General features: G+C 53.1%; 15 protein-coding genes and 1 other RNA gene. 1 reads left to right on the top strand and 15 read right to left on the bottom strand.

Features of this window, described 5'->3' with window-relative positions; genetic code table 11:
• Positions 1-22 precede the first annotated feature (22 nt).
• From NST43_RS32000 to rpoE, 11 genes are all read right to left on the bottom strand, one after another.
• A complete protein-coding gene (locus tag NST43_RS32000) occupies positions 23-334 on the bottom strand; it encodes a YbaB/EbfC family nucleoid-associated protein (protein WP_209994764.1) in 312 nt (103 codons plus the stop codon).
• Between the two features lie 49 nt (positions 335-383).
• On the bottom strand, positions 384-2,153 hold the full coding sequence (gene dnaX / locus NST43_RS31995) for a DNA polymerase III subunit gamma/tau (RefSeq protein ID WP_209994765.1): 1,770 nt from the start codon (positions 2,151-2,153) through the stop codon (positions 384-386).
• A 215-nt stretch (positions 2,154-2,368) separates the two neighbouring features.
• An RNA gene (gene ffs / locus NST43_RS31990) (signal recognition particle sRNA large type) lies at positions 2,369-2,637 on the bottom strand.
• Positions 2,638-2,683: 46 nt separating this feature from the next.
• A complete protein-coding gene (gene rpmE / locus NST43_RS31985) occupies positions 2,684-2,881 on the bottom strand; it encodes a 50S ribosomal protein L31 (protein ID WP_209994766.1) in 198 nt (65 codons plus the stop codon).
• A 125-nt stretch (positions 2,882-3,006) separates the two neighbouring features.
• Positions 3,007-4,284: a radical SAM protein gene (locus tag NST43_RS31980; RefSeq protein ID WP_339221500.1), complete on the bottom strand. Its 1,278-nt coding sequence runs from the start codon at positions 4,282-4,284 to the stop codon at positions 3,007-3,009.
• A gap of 25 nt (positions 4,285-4,309) precedes the next feature.
• Positions 4,310-5,668, bottom strand: a complete 1,359-nt coding sequence (gene rho, locus NST43_RS31975; protein WP_209994768.1) for a transcription termination factor Rho — start codon at positions 5,666-5,668, stop codon at positions 4,310-4,312.
• A 145-nt stretch (positions 5,669-5,813) separates the two neighbouring features.
• Positions 5,814-7,067 carry a UDP-N-acetylglucosamine 1-carboxyvinyltransferase gene (locus tag NST43_RS31970; protein WP_209994769.1) on the bottom strand — a complete coding sequence of 418 codons (1,254 nt, stop codon included), beginning with the start codon at positions 7,065-7,067 and terminating at the stop codon, positions 5,814-5,816.
• A 200-nt stretch (positions 7,068-7,267) separates the two neighbouring features.
• Complete coding sequence (gene fba / locus NST43_RS31965; protein WP_209994770.1) at positions 7,268-8,122, bottom strand: class II fructose-1,6-bisphosphate aldolase; 855 nt, start codon at positions 8,120-8,122, stop codon at positions 7,268-7,270.
• 206 nt (positions 8,123-8,328) lie between these two features.
• On the bottom strand, positions 8,329-8,715 hold the full coding sequence (locus tag NST43_RS31960) for a response regulator (RefSeq protein WP_036698896.1): 387 nt from the start codon (positions 8,713-8,715) through the stop codon (positions 8,329-8,331).
• A gap of 334 nt (positions 8,716-9,049) precedes the next feature.
• On the bottom strand, positions 9,050-10,657 hold the full coding sequence (locus NST43_RS31955) for a CTP synthase (protein WP_209994771.1): 1,608 nt from the start codon (positions 10,655-10,657) through the stop codon (positions 9,050-9,052).
• A gap of 359 nt (positions 10,658-11,016) precedes the next feature.
• A complete protein-coding gene (rpoE, locus tag NST43_RS31950) occupies positions 11,017-11,568 on the bottom strand; it encodes a DNA-directed RNA polymerase subunit delta (RefSeq protein ID WP_209994772.1) in 552 nt (183 codons plus the stop codon).
• Positions 11,569-12,112: 544 nt separating this feature from the next.
• Between rpoE and NST43_RS31945 the strand changes: the two genes are divergently transcribed.
• Entirely contained in the window at positions 12,113-13,369 is a 1,257-nt protein-coding gene (locus NST43_RS31945) for a S8 family peptidase (RefSeq protein WP_339221495.1), read from the top strand.
• A 310-nt stretch (positions 13,370-13,679) separates the two neighbouring features.
• Here NST43_RS31945 and argS read toward each other — a convergent pair whose 3' ends face one another.
• The 4 genes from argS to NST43_RS31925 all read right to left on the bottom strand — a co-directional run bounded on the left by argS (position 13,680) and on the right by NST43_RS31925 (position 17,296).
• On the bottom strand, positions 13,680-15,365 hold the full coding sequence (gene argS, locus NST43_RS31940; RefSeq protein ID WP_209994774.1) for an arginine--tRNA ligase: 1,686 nt from the start codon (positions 15,363-15,365) through the stop codon (positions 13,680-13,682).
• Entirely contained in the window at positions 15,362-15,805 is a 444-nt protein-coding gene (locus tag NST43_RS31935) for a DUF1934 family protein (RefSeq protein ID WP_209994775.1), read from the bottom strand. Before NST43_RS31935 ends, argS begins: the two co-directional genes overlap by 4 nt.
• A gap of 115 nt (positions 15,806-15,920) precedes the next feature.
• Positions 15,921-16,589 (bottom strand): GNAT family N-acetyltransferase, encoded by a 669-nt coding sequence (locus NST43_RS31930; protein ID WP_209994779.1) that lies wholly within the window; start codon positions 16,587-16,589, stop codon positions 15,921-15,923.
• A gap of 35 nt (positions 16,590-16,624) precedes the next feature.
• Positions 16,625-17,296 carry a GNAT family N-acetyltransferase gene (locus NST43_RS31925; RefSeq protein ID WP_209994776.1) on the bottom strand — a complete coding sequence of 224 codons (672 nt, stop codon included), beginning with the start codon at positions 17,294-17,296 and terminating at the stop codon, positions 16,625-16,627.
• Positions 17,297-17,306: the final 10 nt, after the last annotated feature.

Here is a 17,306-nt window from a genome sequence, read left to right as displayed (position 1 = left end):
TTTGGTCGGGAGTGGAGTAAGCCTAGAATAAACCAGGGATCTTCATTCCGCCGGTGAATTTACCCATATCGTTATTAGCCAAATCTTCAGCCTGGGTAAGAGCATCATTAACAGCAGTGATCACCAGATCCTGCAGCATCTCGATATCCTCCGGATCAACAACCTCCGGTTTGATCTGAATGGACAGCAATTTCTTGTGGCCGTTCACCTGAACGGTAACCACGCCGCCGCCGGAAGAACCCTCAATAGTCTTGCCGCCTAGCTCTTCCTGGGCTTTGAGCATCTGCTCCTGCATTTTTTTAACCTGCTTCATCATTTGGTTCATATTATTCATACATCATCTCTCCTTTGGGATGCGCATCTCTGCGCTGATAGCTGAATCCTTATTCTTTTATGACAACAAGGTCTTCTCCAAAGAGCTGGATCGCCTCATCAATCCATGGTTCGGACTTGCCTTCGCCGCTCTCGTGCTCATGCTCCAGACGCAGCTCCTCTGTACTGGCCGAGGACGCAGATTTCGTCGCTGCTTCATTCCAGTCGCGCATCATCATAGTTACCAGCCGGTACGGCTTACCCAGCTTGGCAGCCATTACATTCTCGATGACCTGCCGGTTCGCAGGCTTCTCTGTCGTGTCCCGGTGAATGGTATTCTTAAAGGCAACCAGCACTGCATCTTCCATTACCGCCACCGGCTCACCGTCCACAAACCACGCGTGTACCGTGACCTTCTCTTCCTTCACACCCTGAAGAACAAGACTCCACTGCTTATATACCGCGCTAAAATCAGGACTGTCCTTACCCGCAATATACTTATCCAGCTGCGGCGGGAGCTTAGAGGCCGAGGATACGCGCGGAGCACTCGGAGCGGCTGTTCTCGGAGGCGGTTGCTCACGCCCGCCGCTGGCAACACCACCGGCTTGAATAGCCTGCTCCAGCTTCTTCTCCAGCGCGGCAATCTGCCGTCTGAGCTGGTCCAGCTCACCAGACTGTACCTGCGGAGAACCATTCGCGGCTGCAGGCGCGGCTGCATTCACTGCCAGAACACCTGCAGGTGAAGCAGCAGCATCCTGCGGACCGCTGCACAGCTTCATCAGCGCTACCTCGAATATAGTCTGCGGATGGGTCGCATACTTCATCTCTCCCAGATAGCGGCTCAGCGTCTCCACAATCAGGAATAACCGGTCACGGGTAAAAGCCTCAGCCATGTCGCGGAAATCGGCCGGATTCAGCACGCGGTCCGTTAGCTGGTCTGCTCCAGGCACCATCTTGATCATCAGTAAATCACGGAAATAATACAGAAGATTCTCCAGGCATTTATCTGCGCTCTTACCCTCATGCATCATCTGCTCCACAAGCTCCAGCAGCTGTCCCATGTCACTCTCAAGAATGGCATTAGCCAGACGCGCGAATTGTTCGGAGGGAATTCCCCCGGTCATCCCCAGCACCTGCTGATAGGTTACATTCCCGTCTGTGAAGGAAGAGATCTGATCCAGAATGCTAAGCGCATCCCGCATCCCCCCGTCAGACAGGCGGGCAATATACTGGAGAGCATCTGCATCTGCTGTAATGCCTTCCTTCTGGCAAATCTCGGTCAGGCGGCCCGTCTGTTCCTCCAGCGAGACCCGGCGGAAATCAAACCGCTGGCAACGCGAGATAATTGTAGCTGGCAGCTTATGCGGCTCGGTGGTCGCCAGTATAAACATCACATGCTGCGGAGGCTCTTCGAGCGTCTTCAACAGGGCATTGAATGCCTCTGTTGTCAGCATATGCACTTCATCAATAATATACACTTTACGGCGTACTTCGGTAGGTGCATATTTCACCTTATCCCGCAGATCGCGAATCTCTTCAACGCCCCGGTTGGATGCCGCATCAATCTCCTGGACATCCATGATGTTGCCTGCGGTAATCCGCAGACAGGACGGACACTCATTGCAGGGTTCAGGACCTTGGCCCCGCTCGCAATTGACTGCTTTGGCCAATACCTTGGCTGCACTCGTCTTACCGGTCCCCCGCGGTCCGCTGAACAGATAGGCATGCGAAACCCTCTGTTCGCGGATCGCATTCTGCAGCGTCTGGATAATATGCTGCTGCCCTACCATATCTTGAAACGACTGCGGCCGCCAGGCACGGTACAGTGCGATATGTTCCACTATGCATTACCCTCTCTCAGGCTGCCGCTTTCCGGCATTTGTCGCTAACTTATTATACTATATTCCCAACTCTTTGACCAAGTAGATGCAGCTTTACCATCCGATAAGGAAGGATATTAGTCATCGCGGGAAATATTATCTTATTGCCAAACTTACCTAGAAAAACAAAAAGCATCTTTGCTTGTAGCAAAGACGCTATTATCACCGTATATAAACCGTGCACCTGTTATTGATGGCTGCGATCCAAGCGGTAACCCTACAAAACTGCTCGGGCTAGGCCACCCTCCGGCACAAGAGTAAACTCACTTATGGCTGCTTCCTTCCGGACCTGACCAGGTTCACAAGCACTCATTGCGGAGGACCAAGCCGTCAACACAGCCCATAGGAACCAAGGCCTCACATCGACAGCACCTCTAACAGGAATTCAACCTCGCTACAGCGGATTGCGAGTTACAGGGCACCGCTACCTCCCCGTCTAGCACGGCGAAGATAAGTATAGCTTACGGACAGGCAAAAATCAACTATACATATTATATGCCGTATTTCTTCTTGAATCTGTCCACACGGCCGCCGGCATCCAGGAACTTCTGCTTGCCGGTGAAGAACGGGTGACAACTTGAGCAAATTTCGACGCGAAGCTCCTGTACTGTTGAGCCGGCATCAAAAGTGTTACCGCAAGCGCAGGTTACCTTCGTTAGATTGTACTTGGGTTGAATGGCTGTTTGCATATGAAATCTCACCTCTCACGCCCTAAGCCTCATGCGGACCTAGAGTTATATGATAAACGCAAGCTACATTCTAGCACGTGAAGCCCAAGCTCTGCAATAGGCTGGCCGCACTTACATCCGGGGGCCTAGAGCTGTACTCTGCGCTGCTTGGCACGGGCCAGCTCCGCCGGAGGAACATGGGTGAAGGAGCCGATGACAACCTCCGGGAGCTCCTCACGGAAGATCTCCAGCATGGTCTTCATGCCAAGGATCTCACCCCGGGCCGGGGGAATAAGCTCCAGATAGCTCTCCGGGTCAATATTCAGATTGCGCATCTGAATAAGCTTAAGATCTGTACGTCTGACGAATTCCACCATTGCTTCAATCTCTTCCTCCCGGTCTGTAACCCCAGGGAAGATCAAATAGTTAATGGAGGTGTATACGCCTTGTGAAGCAGCATACTTCAGCGACTTCTCTACATTAGCCAGCGTATACCCGCGAGGTTTGTAATAGGCATTATAATGGTCATCCAATGCACTGATCGTACTGACCCGCATCAGATCAAGTCCTGCATCCACAATACCGCGGATATGATCGCTTAATCCAGCATTGGTGTTGATATTGATGTAGCCCATATCGGTAACGGAGCGCACTTCACGGATGGATTCAATAATCAGCTTCGCCTGGGTAGACGGTTCGCCTTCACAGCCCTGTCCAAAGCTGACAATGGATTCCGGCGTCTTCAGGTGCTCCAGCATTACTTGTGAAACCTCATTCGCTGTGGGACGGAAGTTCATCCGCGTCTGCGGGGACACAAACCCGCTGTCATCGGGCTGTTCAGAGATGCAGCCGAAGCAACCGGCGTTACAGGAATAGGAGACCGGAACGGCGCCTTCCCAGCGGCCCAAAAAGGTATTGGACGAGGTTAAGCATTCATATTCCAGCGCACAGTTAGACAAGTGATCATACAGACGGTTCTCCGGGTACTTGGCAGTCAGATCCCCCACGCCGGTCTTCACATCATCCCGGTCGCAGTTAAGCGGGTTCCACTGCTCCGGATCATCCGTAAGATCAGCCGCCACATAGAATCCGCCGTCCTTCCACACAACAGCGGAATATCCGAAGAGCGGAAGCTTGTAGGTCTTGTCTGTCTTGACGTAACCGGGCAGGCACAGACGGGTGTATCCCTGCGGCAGCAAGGCTCCGACAGCCTGCGAACCTGCCGGCAGCGGCAGCATCTCACCGGTCTCCGGATTCATCCCAATCGCCCGCGTGCTCGGAAGCCCGACCAGCGTGGCCCCCTCAGGCAGCGGAACCAGCTCTTCCTCCAGTATCTCAACGATCATATCGCCACTGCGGGCCAGGGCATACAGCTCGGGATGATCATATACGTTTCCTTGTTCATCGGCATATACCAAATACATGTTATTCTCCTCTTGTTATCTATTCTCAGGTAGTCGGCACAGAAGGGGCCTTGGGCCGCGTGGTGCGGCGGGCGGACGATCCGCTGTTCGAGGTTCCGCCCTTGCTGGCGGTACCGCTTGCTGAAGAGGAATCCTTGCCTCCGGCCACATCAAAGGAGGCCAGGAATTCGGCGTTCGTCTTGGTGTCGCGCAGCTTCTTCAGGAATCCTTCTACGAAGTCATAGGATTCATTCATATTTTTACGGATCGACCAGATTGTATCCAGCTCTTCCTTGCTAAGCAATACTTCTTCACGGCGCGTACCCGAACGGCGGATATCGATAGCCGGGAAGATCCGGCGTTCTGCCAGCTTGCGGTCCAGATGGAGCTCCATGTTCCCTGTACCCTTGAATTCCTCATAAATAATATCGTCCATCCGTGATCCGGTATCAATCAGTGCGGTGGCAAGAATAGTCAAGCTGCCGCCCTCCTCCACGTTACGTGCAGAACCGAAGAAACGCTTAGGCCGATGGAACGCGGCCGGATCAATTCCTCCGCTAAGTGTGCGGCCGGATGGCGGAACCACGAGATTGTAGGCACGGGCGAGACGGGTAATGCTGTCCAGCAGAATGACGACATCCTTTTTGTGCTCCACCAGCCGCAGCGCCCGCTGCAATACAAGCTCAGCCACTTTGATATGATTCTCCGGCAGCTCGTCAAATGTCGAAGCTACTACCTCACCTTTAACCGAACGCTGCATATCCGTTACTTCCTCAGGACGTTCATCGATCAGCAGGACAAACAGTGCAATCTCGGGATTATTAATGGAGATACTGTTGGCAATTTCTTTTAGGAGGAGCGTCTTACCTGCTTTGGGAGGTGCTACAATCAAACCGCGCTGTCCTAGTCCTACTGGAGCAAGCAAATCCATGATGCGGGTCGATAAATGAGCTGGGGATGTTTCGAGCGGCAGCTTGACTTGCGGATAAAGCGGCGTAAGTGCCGGAAAATGTAACCGTTCAGCTGCAGTTGCCGGGTTCTCGCCGTTGACGGCATTTACCTGCAAGAGCCCGAAATAGCGTTCGTTCTCTTTGGGCGTCCGGCATTTCCCGGAGACCAGGTCACCGCTTCTAAGGTCGAACTTGCGGATCTGCGATGCGGAGATATAAATATCCTCTGCACTCGGCAAGTAGTTAATCGGCCGAAGGAAGCCATAGCCTTCCGGCAGAATCTCAAGCACGCCTTCCATAAACATTAGACCGCTCTGCTCTGCCTGTGCTCTAAGAATAGCGAAGATTAACTCCCGTTTCTTAAGCGTTCCGTAGTAAGGGATCTGGTATTTCTTGGCCAGCTTATACAGATCGGTAAGCTTCATTTCTTCCAGATCGGAAATTTGAAGATCCATGTGCTATAACCACCTATTCAATTTGTGTATGATGAGTTCAAAACTATGAGTCTATGAAAATGCTTATTAGGATAGGATTACCCGAATTGGAAGGAGATATGCACTCAGCGTTCAATTTCTGCTCTTGCCAATCCGGGTATCCTTATTATTCGTTCTCGCGCCAGACATCGGCTCCCAAACTGCGAAGATTGCTTACGAGGTTGTCATAGCCGCGGTCAATATACTCTACACCTGTCACTTCGGTGATACCTTCTTCAACAGTAAGACCGGCAATCACCAGAGCTGCGCCTGCGCGGAGATCGGCAGCCTTCACCTTGGCAGCATTCAGCCGGCCGCCTTCAATGATTGCAGAACGTCCTTCTACACGAATCTTGGCGCCCATGCGGACCAATTCAGGAACATGCTTGAAGCGGTTACTGTAGACGAAATCACTCAGGACACTAACGCCTTCAGCCTGAGTCAGCATGCTGGTCATCGGGGATTGCAGATCTGTGGCGAATCCGGGATAGATTAACGCTTTGACATCGGCGGGCTCGTACTTGGCCTTGCCGATCACTCTGATACTCTCATCCAGCTCTTCTATGTCTACTCCCATTTCCAGCAACTTGGCAGTGAGTGCCTCCAGATGCTTGGGAATCACGTTATCAATGAGCACATTGCCCCGCGTAGCCGCAGCAGCAATCATGTATGTTCCAGCCTGAATACGGTCGGGAATGATGGAATGGCGGCAGCCGTGCATTTCAGTTACGCCTTCAATCCGGATCGTCTCCGTACCGGCGCCCTTAATAACAGCGCCCATAGAGTTCAATAAGGTAGCTACATCTATAATCTCAGGCTCTTTAGCCGCATTTTCAATGATTGTAGAGCCCTTGGCACGGGAGGCCGCAAGCATAATGTTAATGGTGGCGCCGACACTGGATACATCCAGGTAAATCTTGGCACCGCGCAGTTCTTTGGCATACAGATGAATCGAACCATGGTCATTGGTAACGGTCGCACCAAGCGCTTCAAAGCCTTTGATATGCTGGTCAATCGGGCGGGGCTCAAAATTACAGCCGCCGGGTAGTCCAATGGTCGCTTCCTTAAATCGGCCCAATAATGCGCCCATCATATAATAAGAGGCCCGGAGCTTTTTCACCGGTCCGTTAGGCATGGGAATGGATACGATACGGGAGGGATTAATTCTCATTTGGCTGCCTGTCCAAGACACGCTCGCGCCAAGCTCCTCCAGAATTTCGGAGTAAACGGCAACATCACTAAGCGCAGGCAAATTATCCAGCACAACTTCAGACTCCGCCAAAATTGCTGCAGGAATAAGCGCAATGGCGCTATTCTTTGCTCCGCTGATGGTTACAACGCCCTCTAGCGGACGTCCGCCGCCAATCATTAATTTTTCCATAAATTTATCTGGTTCCCCCTACGTGTATTGCAGCTTGTTGTTGTGGCAATACCAGTTGTGGCTTAAGGTGACATAAGGACTGCTTGTGATTGGTGATTAGAAGAAGAAACGGCTGCGCCGTCCTTATCTGAAGGACGGCACCCGTTTCTGAGGAAAACGAAAGGTCTTGTGCGGAAAAACGTTATGCAGCAGGGTAATAATTAGCCTTTGTTGCTGGATCCGAATTCGCGGATTTTGCCGATAACAGTCTGCTTGATAGCATCGCGGCCCGGTGCGATGAATGTACGCGGATCGTAAGCATCAGGTTTAGCAGCAAGAACTTCGCGGACAACCTTAGCGAACGCGATTTGGTTCTCAGTGTTAACGTTGATCTTGGAAGTACCCAGGGAGATGGATTTCTGAATGTCGTGTACAGGAATACCAGTACCGCCGTGAAGTACAAGCGGAAGGTTAACCGCATCGCGGATCTCTTCCATTTCCTTGAATCCAAGGTTTGGTTCGCCCAGGTAAGGACCGTGTACGGAACCCAGTGCAGGAGCCAAAGTGTCGATGCCTGTTTCTTTGACGATGCGTACGCATTCGTTAAGGTCAGCGTATTGGATGCCGCCGATAACGTCATCTTCCTGTCCGCCTACAGTACCAACTTCTGCTTCTACAGAAACACCTTTAGCGTGAGCATATTCAACGACTTTTTTAGTCATTTCAATGTTCTCGTCGATTGGGTGGTGGGAGCCGTCGATCATTACGGAAGTGAATCCGGCATCAATGGCATCTTTACATTTGTCAAAGCTTGAACCGTGGTCCAAGTGGATGGCTACAGGAACGGTGATTTTCATGTCATGAATAAGACCTTCAACCATCTTAACTACTGTATAGAAGCCGCCCATGTGACGAGCTGCGCCTTCGGATACGCCAAGGATTACCGGTGACTTCTCTTCTTCTGCTGCACCAAGAATCGCTTGCGTCCACTCCAGGTTATTGATGTTGAACTGGCCAACTGCATATTTTCCTTCAAGTGCTTTGGTCAACATGTCTGTCATAGATACTAATGGCATGGTTTCAATCCTCCTAAAATATTGGGTTGCTTATATAAGCCGACATCACATACAGGCCTATTATAGCACATCCTGTGTTAAATACTAAATAGGATACACAAAAAAATGTCCCGGTGGGACGATATTCAGCCAACCCTTTGCCGGCGGATCATTTCCTCTTTTAGCGTATCCATAACAGGATGTCCCCAAACTATAATTCACCTAAGCTAGCTGCATTGGTCAACGGATTTGTTGTGCAGGTGCATATTGACGGCAACGCGCATCTCGTCGATATCGAACGGCTTGGTAAAATGCATCAGGGCTCCCAGCTTGGTCGCTTCCTTAATCATGTCCAGCTCTCCGTAGGCCGTCATCATAATGACCTTGATCGCCGGATTAAGCTCCTTCAGATGCTTGAGAATCTCGAGTCCGTCCATCCCCGGAATTTTCATATCCAGCAGAACCATATCCGGCGATTCGTTCCTGACAATGTCCAGCGCCAATTTCCCGTTAGCTGCCTGAAAGGTGGCATAACCTTCACTATTGAATACTTCCATGAGGAGAATCCGGATTCCATTCTGATCGTCCACGATTAACACTTTCTTTTTTTCCATACGATACCCTCCCAGAGTTTAAGGCAGATTGTCCATACCGCGCTCTCTCACAGCTAACGGCCCCGCTTCAACTTAGTCTATACGAAACCTATTATTCGTGCTTTGCAGCCAAAATCCTGCTAATTGGCTAAAATGCGTAAATCTATGCCATATAAAGGTGTATTTACAGTTGAAAAGCGGGAGTACAGTCCCCTTGAAATCCGCAAGCTATTGTGCAAAGCAAACAACGTTTCAGCGAGAAATAGAAGGATAAGCAACCTATAAATTATATTTTTAAAAAAGAAGCCCCCTAATGGGGGCTCCCGCAGGCCCGGCAGGCCTATTCATCACATTGTTAGATTTGCTCGGAATGTGTAAGCGAAGCTTTGACAAATTCACGGAACAGCGGCTGTGGACGGTTCGGGCGGGACGTGAATTCCGGGTGGAATTGCACGGAGAGGAACCAAGGGTGACCCGGCAGCTCGACAATCTCCACCAGACGACCGTCAGGAGAGGTTCCGGAAATGACCAGACCTGCCTTCTCCATCTCATCACGGTAAGCATTGTTGAACTCATACCGGTGACGGTGACGCTCATAGACCAGCTCATCGTCGTAGCAGGACATAGCAAGTGAATCCGGTAAAAGCTTGCAGGGATACAGTCCGAGGCGCATAGTGCCGCCCATATCTTCGATATCCTTCTGCTCCGGCAGGAGGTCAATCAGCGGATGCTGCGTCGTAGGATCGATCTCGGAGCTATTCGCTCCCGCCAGTCCCAGCACGGAACGGCCGTATTCGATGACGGACACCTGCATTCCCAGGCAAATGCCGAAGAACGGAATGGACTGCTCCCGCGCATAGCGGATCGCTGAGATCTTGCCTTCGATTCCCCGGTCGCCGAAGCCGCCTGGAACGAGAATGCCGCCGATGCCGCCCAGCAGCTCGTCCACATTCGCATCGGTCACCAGCTCTGCATCTACCCACCGGAGCTTCACTTCGGCATTGGAAGCAAATCCGGCATGGGACAAAGATTCAACCACACTCAGGTAAGCATCGTGAAGCGCCACATACTTGCCGACGATGGCAATCTCAACCGTACGCTCCAGCTTCTGAATCCGCTCCAGCATGCTCTCCCATTCACGCATATCCGGTGCAGGAGTAGTCAGCTTCAAGTGATTGACGACAATCTCATCCAATCCTTCGTCGCGCAGATTCAGCGGCACCTCATACAGCGTCGAGGCATCGCGGCATTCTACAACGGCGTTCGCATCGATATCACAGAATAGAGCTAATTTGGCTTTCATATCGTCGGTCAACGGATATTCGGTACGGCATACGATCACATTGGGCTGAATCCCGATGCTGCGCAGCTCCTTGACGCTATGCTGTGTCGGCTTTGTTTTTACTTCTCCGGCTGCTTTGATATAAGGAATCAGGGTCACGTGAATGTACATGACATTCTCCCGGCCGATATCGCTCTTGATCTGACGGATGGCCTCCATGAACGGCAGACTCTCGATATCACCCACGGTGCCGCCGATTTCAGTAATCACTACATCAGAGCCTGTCTCACGGCCGGCGCGGAATACGCGTTCCTTGATTTCGTTCGTAATATGCGGGATAACCTGTACGGTTCCTCCCAGATATTCTCCGCGGCGTTCTTTGCTGATGACCGAGGAATAGATTTTGCCTGTCGTTACGTTGCTGTTCTTCGACAGATTAATGTCAATAAACCGCTCGTAATGCCCAAGGTCGAGGTCGGTTTCCGCGCCGTCATCGGTCACGAATACTTCCCCGTGCTGATAAGGACTCATTGTTCCCGGGTCCACGTTAATGTAAGGATCGAATTTCTGGATCGTTACCTTGAGACCTCTGTTCTTGAGCAGTCTGCCCAGCGAAGCAGCGGTAATGCCTTTGCCAAGGGAAGACACAACGCCACCCGTTACGAAAATATACTTTGTCACTGTAAAACCCTCCTAAATAAAGTCCAGAAATTCAGGGGACGCTTGCCCCTTATCGTATCCCTTTTTTCCATCATCCAACCGGGGAACCCGAAAGTTGCTTCCACCCGCCAAAATCCAAGGCCACGGGCCTGGGAATCGCGGAAAACCGCAGCTTCTTGGCATACAAGTTAAGCGAAGCCTATTCCTTCATATCTTTGTAAAAAAACAAAAAAGTGACACCCGTAGACCCGGGGCACTTTTTATTTTAGAAAACAATATTAACTTTCATTATAAGCCCATGCAATAGTTTACTCTGACGGTCCTGCACCTGTCAAGGGAGGAATTGCGCTGCCACAAAGACTATCCTAATATTGCTCTTCCTAGTCCTCATCGTCGGCATCGTCTTCTTCGCCGTCTTCGGAATCTTCACCATCCGATTCGTCTTCGTCAATGTCGTCGTCTTCATCGATGACCACATCTTCGTCAACTTCCTCTTCGCTGTCGTCGTCGGAATAGAGGTCGTCACGATCTTCATCAATCGCATCGAAATCCTCTTCCTCAGCAGCATAATTCTCTTCTTCATCGGCAAAGTCGTCATCTTCCAAATCGTCGTCTTCATCATTGATGATCCGCACGCGCTTGGTGTTGCCGACAGGGTCATCGGAGCGTTCCAGCGGGTACCAGCGCTTCAAGCCCCACAGGTTGGTTCCGACACAGGCAAAACGCCCGTCAATATTAATCTCGGTATATAACTGGGCGATCGTATCTTGGCTCTCTTGATCGGTCAACCCGCGCAGCTTGGCAACCTCAACCATCAGATCACGGTAGTAGTAAGGCGTATTGGCTGCCTTAAGCACCAGGAAGGCCAAGTCTACCATCGGCATTTCTTTTACTTTCTCAGGGTCCAGCTTTAAATTGAGTGGCGTACTCACTAAAGGACACTTCCTCTCACGCATTGTTCACATTAAATCATGCTTTATTCATGATATCCATTAACAAACCTAAGTAAAACCTATTTGCGGGTAAATTGCAAGTCTATTGCAGCAAGATCCGGGAAACAGAATCTGCGGCCCTTCTGATCAAGTGGAAACGGCTTTGCCGTCCTTTGAAAGGACGGCACTCGTTTCAGCGAGAGATAGAAGGATAAGTTATCGTGTGCAACATATAAATTCTTATATTTTGAAGAAAGCTTGTCCGTCTGGACAAGGCGATATATATGAACAGCTTGAGCGCGCTTTTATTATCAAAAAGGCGGAGGGGTTATCCCTCCGCCATGACTGTATCCACGCCAAGGATCGGCTCCTTACGGGATGTTGCAGGGCGCCTCGCGGTTCCCTCTGTTCATTTTATGTAAACTCTTTGCTTTTGACACGATGGGCAGCCTATTTCGTTAAAAAAGGGCAAGTTCCCATTCGGACGCCATCCCCCGCTCATACAATATGGCAGCACGGCACCGAGGAGGGGACGGCGTAACCTATGGATTATTACGGATTTTGGCAGATGCTGCTTGAAGAAATGAAGGCTGCCCCCAAAAGTGCCCCACGGCACATTGTGACCTTCAACGACCCCCGCATGTATGCCGGCGCACTATCGCAGTGGAAATCTCTGAAGACTAAAAAGCCTGGTCTGCGGCAGGTTCAGGTCTCTACGCTGATCCGGGCTTTCTTCGTGCCTGCCGCAGGAGCAGAGCGCCTGATGGACCGTTATGCAGACTCCCTATGTATAGAAGAAGACCACCGGATTCTGGTTCACTCGGTCCTGGCGGACAAAAGCGGTTCCGCTCTGCTGCCCTGGGGGATCAAGGCCATCCGCGCTCCGCAGGCCTGGTCCAGATCGACCGGCGTCCATGTGAAGATCGGCGTAATTGATACGGGCGTAGATTTCCGCCATCCCGATCTCAGGCATGCCCTGGCCTCCGGGGTAAACCTGCTGAACCGGGGCATGATGCCGCTGGATGACAACGGCCACGGCACGCATATTGCCGGCACCCTGGCCGCCGCCGGAGGTGCGCGCAACATGATGGGCGTAGCCCCCCGGGCGCTGATCTATCCGGTCAAGGCTTTCGACCACAACGGCTCCGCCTATGTGTCGGACATTGTTCTTGGCATCGATTGGTGCGTGCAGAACAAAATCGATATCATTAATATGAGCTTCGGGATGAGGAACCGGAGCAAGGCTCTGCATGATGTGGTGATCAAGGCCTACCGGGCCGGGATCGCCATCATCGCTTCCTCCGGCAACGACGGCAAGCGCGGCGGGGATTACCCCGCGCGCTATCCGGAGACTATTGCCGTAGGCGCCCTTGACAGAAGGCAGCGCATTGCGGCCTTCAGCAACCGCGGACCGTACATTGATGTGTACGGTCCGGGCGAGAACATCCCCTCCTGCTGGCTGCGGGAGGGGTACAAGGAAATGAGCGGCACCTCCATGGCGACCTCCCATGTCACCGGTGCCGCGGCCTTGCTGCTCGCGCTGCGGCCGGGGCTGTCGCCCCGCGAGCTGAAGCTGCTCTTGCGCCGCACCGCCCAACCGGTGCGGCTGCGCAAGGGCCAGCGCCGCGCGTCCCTGGGCGGCGGCGCGGCCGATGCGCTGCGGCTGCTGCGCGCAGGCATCCGGGCCCGGCGCGGCAGCGGCAGCGGCAGCAGCGCCGCAGGCGGAGGCGGAGCCGGTGGCAGCGGCGGCGCTAGCGGCGGAAGCAGCGGGGTGAAAGCCGCGGCGGCTGCGAAAGCGTGAAGGCGGCGGGACGAAGGCTGCGGCGGCGAAGGCCTAAGGGCGGCGTAAGATGCGGATGCCTTGGCGTAAGCTCGGCAGCATGAGCGTAAGGTACGGCACCGGCTCCTTCAACCAACAAATGGAATACTGTATCTTAATCGAGTAAAACGTACTGGAATAGATGCTATTTATCCAGCCGCTGTTGCCGTAGGTTCATCCGGTCAGCCTGCCATCGAAACTTGTTCCCCCGCACAATCCCGGCTAAATAAGCATCATGATGAGACCAAAAACGCCGCCCCCGTACAACAGGGGCGGCGCTTTGCCAATAAAGTTACATCCGGTCCGGTGCGGTAACACCGACCAGCCGCAGGACGTTGGCAATCGCCGTCCGTGCAGCGCCCAGCAGGGCAAGGCGGGCTACCGTCTGAGCGGCATCCTCGGTGATTACGCGCTCTGCCTTATAGTAGCTGTGGAACAGCGAAGCCAGGTCGTATACATAGCGGACCAGGCGGTGCGGCGCATAGCCCTCAGCGGCAATGGTAATCTCCGCAGGCAGTTCACCGATTTTGCGGAGCAGATCATATTCATGTGTGGCAGTCAGCTTGCTGTAATCAATCTGCGCTGCATCCGGCACTACAATCCCTTGCTCCTCCGCTTGGCGGAATATGCTGCAAATCCGCGCATGTGCGTACTGTACATAGAATACAGGGTTCTCATTGGATGTCGAAATCGCCAGATCCATGTCAAAGTCCAGATGCGAATCCATGCTGCGCATCGTGAAGAAGTAACGGATTGCGTCAATTCCAACTTCCTCCATCAGGTCCTCCATCGTCACGGCTTTGCCTGTACGCTTGGACATCTTGACCTTCCCGCCGTCCTGGAACAGGCTGACCATCTGGGCGATGAGCACCACGAGCTTCTCGGGATCATTGCCGAGCGCCGCCATGGCCGCCTTCATCCGTGGAATGTAGCCATGGTGGTCGGCTCCCCAGATGTTGATCATCGTGTCGTAGCCGCGGCCGTATTTGTCGCTGTGGTAGGCGATATCCGGTGTGAGGTACGTATACGTGCCGTCGTTCTTGATCAGCACGCGGTCTTTATCATCGCCGTATTTGGTAGTCGCAAGCCAGGTGGCGCCTTCCTTCTCATAGACTTCTCCACGCTCGCGGAGCTCATCCAGCGAACGCAGCACTTCCCCGTTCTCATAGAGGGAGGTTTCGCTGAACCAGATATCGAAGTTCACCCGGAACCGGCTGAGGTCGCGCTTAATTTTGTCCAGCTCCTTGGCAAGCCCGTAGGTACGGAAGAATGCCGCCCGGTCGCCCGGTGTCATAGCGAGCAGAGAATCGCCCTTCTCCGCCACCAGCTCCTTGGCGAAGACCTTGATATCCGCTCCATGATAACCGTCCTCCGGCATCTCGGCCGGCTGGCCCAGCTCCTGCAGGTAACGGGTCTCGATGGATATGCACAGATTGGCAACCTGGTTTCCGGCATCGTTAATGTAGTATTCCCGGATCACGTTGTAGCCGGCATAATCCAGCACGTTGCCCAGGGCATCGCCCACAGCAGCCCCGCGGGCATGTCCCAGATGAAGGCTGCCGGTAGGGTTCGCGCTGACGAACTCTATTTCCACACGCTTGCCCTGGCCTATGTTCACACGGCCATAATCGTCACCCTGATCGGCCACAAGTGCAATAACGGGGTAGAGATAGCTTTTGGACAAAGTGAAATTAATGAAGCCCGGTCCGGCAATCTCTGCCTTCTCAATAGAAGCGCTGCCTGTATCCAGGTTCTCAATAATCGCCTCGGCGATCTGCCGGGGGTTACGCTTAGCGATCTTGGTCAGCTGCATAGCAGCATTCGTCGCCATATCTCCATGGGCCTTGTCCTTCGGGACTTCCAGCACAATGGCTGGCAGCTCTTCGCGGGACACCAGACCTGCGGCTACAACCGCATCGGCGATGGCCTCCTTCACCCGTTCATGGGCAAGCTGGAGCGGATTTAAAGATTGTGTCATGATTGTGGTTCCTCCTGTATATTCAAACTTATAGCGAACTGTCCTGATATTTCCCCGTATACGTAGAGATCATATTCCCATGAAACGGCAAGCGATCTTCCTTCGCGCTTGATGTCCAGTGTCTTCGTGTCTGTGGTGAGATTGAACTGTGTATAAGGCGAGCGGTAGAATCCGGGCAGCGGTTGCCCCGGCTCAAAGGACTGCTCCGACTGTACAGCGCCATGGCGGATCAGCTTGATCCGGCCCTCTGAAATCTTCAGCGTGTTGCGTACCACGGCCGCTGCGCCTTCGGGTCCGGTCTGCTGCTCTTCATAAATGATGTACAGCGACTGCCCCTTGGCAATAGCTTCTCCTGCAGCGTGTACCACACTGCGCTCTGTGCCCTGCACACTCTCCAGCGTTACCGAAACGCCGTATTTGCCTTGCGGTCCTTCAGTCATCACATGTTCCCCGCTTATTCGTACTTGTAATCATAAAGGTCATATTCGCTTTCCCATTGTACACTATATCCAGATCGGGAGGGCAATTCAACCGCTTTTTCATCAACCTTGGCCCTCACAGCGGTAATAACGCCACTCTCTCCCTGCCGCGAAGCTGGCTGATCATCGATGTCCAGGCTTCCGGCTTGCCCTCCAGCACGGCGTAATAACGGGTCAGGAAATCGGCCACCAGCGGCGCCGCGATGCTCTCCAGCTCCTCATCTCCGGGCATGAAGCAGAGGTCCAGACCGGACACCGCTTCGCCATTCCCCTGCCAGGAAGGGTGGACATAGGGAATATCTATTCTTTTATAGCCCAAATGCGACAGAACTTCACGGCGGACGTACGGGTCCATCGGCTTAATTCCGCCAAAATCATACCCCACCCGGTAAGGATCATAGATCTCGGCGAACATACCCAGCAGCTCCATGTGATTCTCAGCAGCCAGCTTCTCCAGGTCCTTCAAGCGTTGACGCGCCAGAAAACGGCCAATGCCCAGTCCTTCCCGGCCAATGATGGTGAAATCGGTCATCGCTACATTCCAGTCGGCATAGTAACGGTATTCCGTAGTGCCTACAACCTTCCCTTCATGCACCGCAGCGAACACGCGTATTCCCGGATCGGCAAGCGGCTCCTTCCACAAGCTGTACTCCAGCACTTCCTCAGGCGGAAATACATCCGACAGCAGCTGATGCACCTCTTTGAACAACGGGTCTGTGATATCTGTAATTCTTCTATATTCCATCATCTTGGGACTCTCCTTCAATATATAGGCTGTATTCATTTATTAAAAGGATTCCGCCATTCCATCAGCGCTGCGTAATTCCCTGATTCCTCGTCCTCCAGATAACCCTCGACCACACGAACCGGAGACCGACCGCACCGCAGCAGAAAAGTAATCACCGGATCAGACCAGCTTCCGGCGACAACCCCGGCCAGATACTCTTCCGCTGTCATCTGACCGGCCACCCGGTGATAGCCGGGCATCCGGCCCGCTCCCAGCAGCCGCTCCAGCTTCTGTTCCACGACCACATGATATAACGACTGGACCAGCTCCTTACCCAGACCCAGCTTGCGGTACTTGGGACGGACACACAAATCGGCAATATACAGCGTGTCCCCGTCCGGCTGATGCGAGGTGAGATATCCGTCTGCCGTAACCTCTGACCACGTATGATGAAGCGCCGGTACCTCCGGGTCGAAATTCATCAGGAATCCGGTAACCGATCCGGCCAGCTCTCCGGCCACCTCCACACACAGCGCCCCTTCCGGAAAAAGCGTTACATGATTCAGCAGCTGTTCCCGGTTCCACCACAGCTCCGCAGGATAAGGCGGCGGGAAGGCCTCGGACTGGATCTTGATCAGCTCTGTGAAATCAGCTTCCGTATAGGAGCGGATCACCGCAGGTACAGGCGTCTTGCCGTCCAGAGCATAGAACTTCTTATAATACATCCGTTAGTTT

Origin of the sequence: Paenibacillus sp. FSL H8-0332, assembly GCF_037963835.1 — a bacterium.
Classification (GTDB): Bacteria; Bacillota; Bacilli; order Paenibacillales; family Paenibacillaceae; genus Paenibacillus_AQ; species Paenibacillus_AQ rhizoplanae.
Note: the sequence above shows the minus strand (reverse complement) of the source record. Positions and strands in the feature narration are given on the sequence as shown.